The organism is Roseinatronobacter alkalisoli, assembly GCF_028745735.1.
In the GTDB taxonomy this organism is placed as follows: domain Bacteria; phylum Pseudomonadota; class Alphaproteobacteria; order Rhodobacterales; family Rhodobacteraceae; genus Roseinatronobacter; species Roseinatronobacter alkalisoli.
In genome coordinates, this window is record NZ_JAQZSM010000068.1 from 1 (window position 1) to 6,317 (window position 6,317).

Sequence of the window (6,317 nt, forward strand, 5' to 3'; positions counted from 1 at the left end):
AAACCACCCCCGGGCTCACCCATGCTGTCTATGGCAAGTGCCGTCGCTGCCGCTTCCGTGAAACGAGGATATTTGGCGGCCGCACGGCGCGCCAGTTCGGACCCTGCGCGCAAAATCCCGCGCGCCGCCGCGCCGCCAACCATGGTGCTGGCTATATCGAGGCTCGAGCGTGAATAGGTGTCAGACCCGCCATCGCTGCCATCCCAGCCAGAGCTGGATGTTGGCGCATTTGCATAATCCCCGCTTCCAAGCAAGGCTATGGCAGCACCAATTGCAATGGCTGCGATGGGCACAACATTCCCGTTGGGGTCGAGCAGATTCACCGGGTCGTTGAAGGAGTAGGAGTACCGGTTGGTTCCGACGCCAGCCTGAGTGACCTCGAACCAGTCGGGCTGAAGGAACAGGCCGAGTTTGGGGTCGTAATAACGGGCGTTGAGATACTGCAGCCCCGCATCCTCGTCAAACCGCTCGCCGATCCAGCCTTTGGTCTCAGGCAGGGTCTGGCTGGGCGCAAGGCCTGCGGTCTTTTCTCCCCAGGGATTGAAGCTGTGGTTCTCCACGCGTGAGCCTGTAGCGTCCATCGCTGCACGGATGGAGCCCAGCTGATCGGTGAAGAAGTAATTCGCAACAGGCGCGGCATTGGTATTCGTCGCCAGCCGGAAGCGTGCGTGCGGATGCAGGATCAGCCCCTCATCTGTGCCTCCGAAATTGCGCAGTTCCACCGGCCCGAAATACACTGTCACCCTCGCCGAGGCTGGCAAGCTGACGGCAGAGCAGGCGGTTGCGCTCGTCAGACCTTCGATCTTCTTGAGTCGCGCACCATCTGCTCCATAGATATAGCAAGTGCGCGCGCCATTCAGCGTGACCGAGAGTGGCCGGTTCTCGGCATCATAGGTCATCGCCTTGGTCTCAAGTCCGACCAGCATGTTGCCATTGGCATCATAGCTGAAGCTGGTATCCACCCCAGCCGTGGTGATGCGCACGGGCGCATGGAAAGGCTGCGAGGAATTATAGGTATAGGTTGTCGCGCTGGCCTGGTTCTGCCCTTTCGACAGCATCCGCCCCGCACTGTCATATGTCATGACCTGATTGGTTTCCGGACGATCGGCAAAATTTGCAGCCGAGAGCAGGCGCCCTGCATAATCATAGCTGAAATCGTACTGATCAGCAGTGGTGTGGGTGTTATGGCGCGTGATCCGTCCGGTGGCGCTGCGAGTATAGGTACTTCGCATCCGCTGGCTGCCCGACGGGTTGAAGCCCCTTATGTTGGTAACCCAGCCCCGGGTTGCATGATATACGCTTGTTTCATAAGAACCGCCCCCGAAATCCATCCGTGTCGGATTGTCCCAATGGTTATAGGTGACCGATGTGATGTGATCGCCCACACGCGTCAACCGGTTCGACGCATCGTAATGGTAATCACCAACAGTCAGATAACTCGGGTTGGGCCCGGGCTGCGCCGGTAGCGACTGCCTGCGAAGCGCGCCGGAAGGCCAGTAAGTGTTGCTCAGGGTATAGGTGCGGTCATCAATCGTATGCACCTCACGGGCAATATTGCCAAGATGCTGGTAGTCACGTTCGACACGGTGAAGCAATGTGCTCCCACGCCAGACCTCCTGCTGCACTTCCTGCCCTTGGTTATAATAGCCTGCGCGATCCTGATCATATTCAAAATATGTATCGACACGGGCACTGCCTGCACCGACCTGCTTATGGGTCACACGATTCAGGAAATCATAGCTGAAATGGATCTGCTGACCCATCGCATCCGTCTGCCGTGTCAGATTGCCATTGGCATCATAAATCATCGACCAGCTGCCAAGCCCGGGATCAGATGCCGTCAGTCGGTTTCCAAACACATCATAGCTGTAATCCCATTGCGCGCCCATCGGGTCGTCAATCCGGATCAGCCGCCCCAACCTGTCATGCGTGAAGCGCGTCCTTTCCCGCTCGGTGTCGTTTTCATAGCGCAATTGCGCAACAATGTTTCCGGCGTGATCCCTGAAGGCCGCGCTATCCCCGCAAATATTGGCGGCGTCCCCATCAAAGCAATGCGCATCACGCGTGCGCACCCCCGGATAATGGATGCCGGTTCCGATCAGGTCTATCCACTGATGCGTATAGGTGAACTCCGTGCGGGTGTTGTCCGGATAGGTCTCGCGGGTTTTCCGGTTGAGCGGGTCATAGCTGTAGGTCGTGCGCCGATTGGAGGCAATATGGCTCGCCGCTGCCACTTGCGCCCAAGGCTGGGGAACAGATTCCCAATGCAGATTTCCCCGCTGGTCATATCCGCGCATCTGTCCGATGCCATTCGTTTCTGACAGCCAGCTTTCGGTTTCAGATCGTCCGATTTTCCAGACCTGACCAAGGCCATCGAAAAACTCGTTCGTGACGGTCACATTCTGCCCGCTCTGATGACCTGCCGAACGTTCGACTTTACGGGTCCGCTGTTGCTCTGGATCACCAAGGCTGTGGAAATGCGTCTGAACATAGGTGCGTTCATTTGACGCCAGTTCGAGAGGATAGAGTTGCTCTGTCTCACGACAGAGCGCATCATAAGTGAATTGCATCGTCAGATTGTTGGCACCGCGTTCTGTCGCCATTAACTGACAACCCGTATCCCAGGTCCAGTTGGTCTGATGCCCGACAGCATTTGTCGTGCGCGTCCGGAACAGGTGCCGCGCGCTGTCATATTGATGGGCTGTTCCGTACTGGGGCGACGCAGCTGCGCCGCGTGCATCACGCTCTGTGATCACATTACCATGTGCATCATAGACCATCTGTCGTTCAACACGCTGATTAAGATTGGCAGGATTTCCTGTCCAGGCGCGCACTTCCGTCAGGTTGCCCCGGACCGGTACCACATTATTGGCCGTCGCCCCGTCATAGCGGTAGTATTCCAGCCCCAGAAAGGTTGTGCGGTCCCAACTGCTTTGCGTTCCCGCCTGGATGCGCCGGGTACTCGGGCGGTTGACGATGTAATGCTCCGGATTCGGAGAATAAGTGAAGGTTGTGGTCACATTGTCAAATTCTGACCGGCTCTCACCACTATTGGGGAAGGTAAACCCGAAATCAACAATCTGCGCCCTTTCGCCATAGACAGTGTATCCATAAGTGCGTGCTGTCTCAAACAATCCCTGTGGCCCGTGGCGTTGCGCTGTCCGTTCAGAAGTTTTGAACCGGCGGAAGGGGCGTGTGGCTGAAACATCCCAGGTATTGATCTGCCGACTATAGGTCGTGCCGCCTTGCGAATATATTTCGGATCTTAACAGGCCTTGGCTGGCAACGCTGTCATTGTGATAAATCCGGACCAGGGTCGGACGCACGGTTTCACCCGGAATGGCAGGCAACACCGCTTGTACTGTCTGGAACCCCAACGGCTTGCGCCAGTCGTGATCAAACCGGCCGTTCACATAGGTGAAATCCGTCTCGCGCCATTGCCCGCGCCCGTCTGACACGCGAAGCTGGGTCACCAATTGAGAAACAAATGGCAAATCACCATTCGCAAATTGCGTCGATGGCGTATAGAAAATCTCCGTCACCGATCCCGAGGGCGAACGATGCGATGACAGCAAATTCGGGTTCGCACTCTCAGGCGTCGCCATCGCAACTGCATCATTGACGCCTGCGCCGCTGCGGCCTGACACGATATCCGGTCGTCCGTCACCATCAAGATCCGCAACACCAATGAAGGATGGCATCCAGTTATCACCTGAGACAGGGCTGGTGATGCCGCCATTGTTGCGGAAACTCAGCCTCGTAAATCCTGTCCCGGTCGACAGGAATGCCCGCATCGACAAAGGGTCAAGGTATGGCCCCCCTCCATTGACACTTGCTGATGAGTAACCCGTGTGGACAAGCAGATCCATCAGCCCGTTGCCATTCAGGTCAACAAGCATCGTTCGCGGGTTGCCGCGCGCCCTTTCTGATTTCACATTGGGGACGTCGGGAGAGGACGTCTCACTCAGCCAGGTTTGGCCGGGTAAAAAGCCATTCCCTGTCCCAAGAAACACTTCAACTCTGCGGCCATTGTGGTTTGTATCACCTCTGTAGTGGCGAATGATATCTGTCACGCCATCGCCATTCACATCGCCATAGGCATAATCGACAGCTGAATGAAACACCGCATCCTCACCACTGAAATCCTCACTACGAGGACCTATCAGGGGAGATGTTTCCATCCGTGTCCGTGTGATCTGATTACCGACAAGGTGATACAGCTCTTTGCCCGCCAGAATCTCGGTGGCGCCATCTCCGGTGAAATCCGCAACGGCATAACTCGTCTGTAGGCTGGGGAAAACAATATCGCCAAAGCTGTACGATGGCGGTGACTGATCCCGACTGCAAATCTCCGCAAGATCCCCTCTGATGGCACTCATTTCGTGCAATTCCGCCGAACCGGATGAATTCACTATCTCATAAATGCGATTCCCGACAAGAATTTCCGAATTGGCACCGCCGCTGAAATTTCCCATCGTGACTGGGAAATTAAGGCGACGGCGGGCGCTCCCCCCTCCTATAATAAAATTAAGTCCACAAGCTGAAGCGGTATCAGCGGGTATGATGATGTCATCGACAGGGGTGAGTTGTGCATTGCCATTGTTATCCAGAGGATACAGGCGCAATGTGACCTGGTTTGGACGCAGTGGCGGAGGGTGATTTCCATCATACTGCAACGTGTCTTGCTGGATATGCATATAGGCCAGGAATCTGGCCCCATTGAATTCTGTATGTGATCGCGTGATGCCAACGAGGGTTGTCTGATCAGCTGCCGTAACTTGCTTGCCTGAGTCATTGTCTGTAGAAGGTTCCACCCACCTGCTATGTATGGCAGAATTGTTCTCGGGCAGATCAACGCGCTCAGCTGTCACACTGCCATTCGCGTCCGCCATCAGCCGCAGCGATAACATGCGCAGATTTATGTCCGGAATGCTATCCTGATGTCCCCACTCTTGTAGATGTCGAAACTGGTGAAACGGCAGGAAAAGAAAATCTTCGCGTCCAGTGTTGTTAATATCGCCGGACGCAATGGTATTGTGGAAGCCACCAAAACGCCCCAAACCTAGATGTGATCCGAATGGCCAAACGGGAACCGGGTCAGTAAAAGAGGGCACATCCACATCAACCCTTTCATACCCCAACTGATCATTGCGGTATGTGAAGCTATGCGCAGGCAGTGCAGTCCCCCCTGTCACATGCCCGTCGGACAAGACAACATCCGAACCATATTCGCGCACGGAATTCAGACGGACTGTCTGCGTTTGCGATGTCGGCTGGCTGTAATTGAGCCGATAGGCACGAATAACTCCGCTACCCTCTTGCGCATCCCGCATGACAACCGAAATCAACCGATATGTTTGCCGCGCAACGCTCTTGCCAGTGGCAAAGCTCGACTGAACAACGGGCGAGTACTCATAATTGAACCAGATCTGATAGCCGCCATAGGCAATATTACGTGGCCGATGGATGCGTCCATGCGTCTCAGAATTGAAATCATAGCTGATGGTCACAATATTCGGCGTCGGCTGACGGTCGCGGATCTCCGTCAACAGCCAGACCCGTCGCGCCGTGATGTCAAAATCCGTCTGTCCTGCAGACCCGGATACATCCGCTAACGCCCCCACGCTCTGATACCGATACCGGGTGCCGTCCTGGTCAAAGATGTGGAATTCACTGCCGCGCGCAGTATCTGACCCGGTGCGGACAATCTTCAGATGATTGTCACGAAGCGTCGTCATATCACCGCCAGCCTCGCAACTCGAAGCAACCCCGTTGGCGCGATATTTCGCCGGGTAGGGCCAGTTCGTGGAGCCACCGTGGAAAGACGGACAAGACAGCAACTCCTCGCCATCCAGCACAAAGATATCGTGTTCCCGGGTATAAGTCGGCGTACCGCCGTTTATGCTCCGGCGTTCAATCATGGAAAGACCGCCAATCCGCCAGCCGACACCAAGATGGCTCAGCGCGTGGCCATTGCTCTTGTCGGCCGAGTTGTAATCCAGCTTGATCCCGGGCTCCAGCCCTCGAAAAGCAGGCATCTTGATGTCAACCGACGTGCGATAGGCACCATCACTGCCAATCCGGTGGCTCTCAAAGAATGTGTTGTGAGGGTCTTGCGGCGGTGTGGACGGATCGGGCGTATCCGCGCTCATCTGACCAGAAAAAAGAACAGCCAGAAGCACTGCACCCAACGCACGGAAAATGAATTTCATGATATACCCGTCTGATTCTGAAACAGAATTACCATCTCAACTACTTCACATTCTTGTCAACACTCAATTACCTCTCCGGGTGAACCAAAACTACAATACTTCAGA

General features: G+C 55.4%; 1 protein-coding gene. It reads right to left on the minus strand.

Translation table 11 applies throughout. From position 1 onward, the window contains the following. Positions 1–6,212, minus strand: a 6,212-nt coding sequence (locus PUT78_RS22715) for an RHS repeat-associated core domain-containing protein (RefSeq protein ID WP_274354515.1), incomplete at its 3' end; no start/stop codon positions are given. Positions 6,213–6,317: the final 105 nt, after the last annotated feature.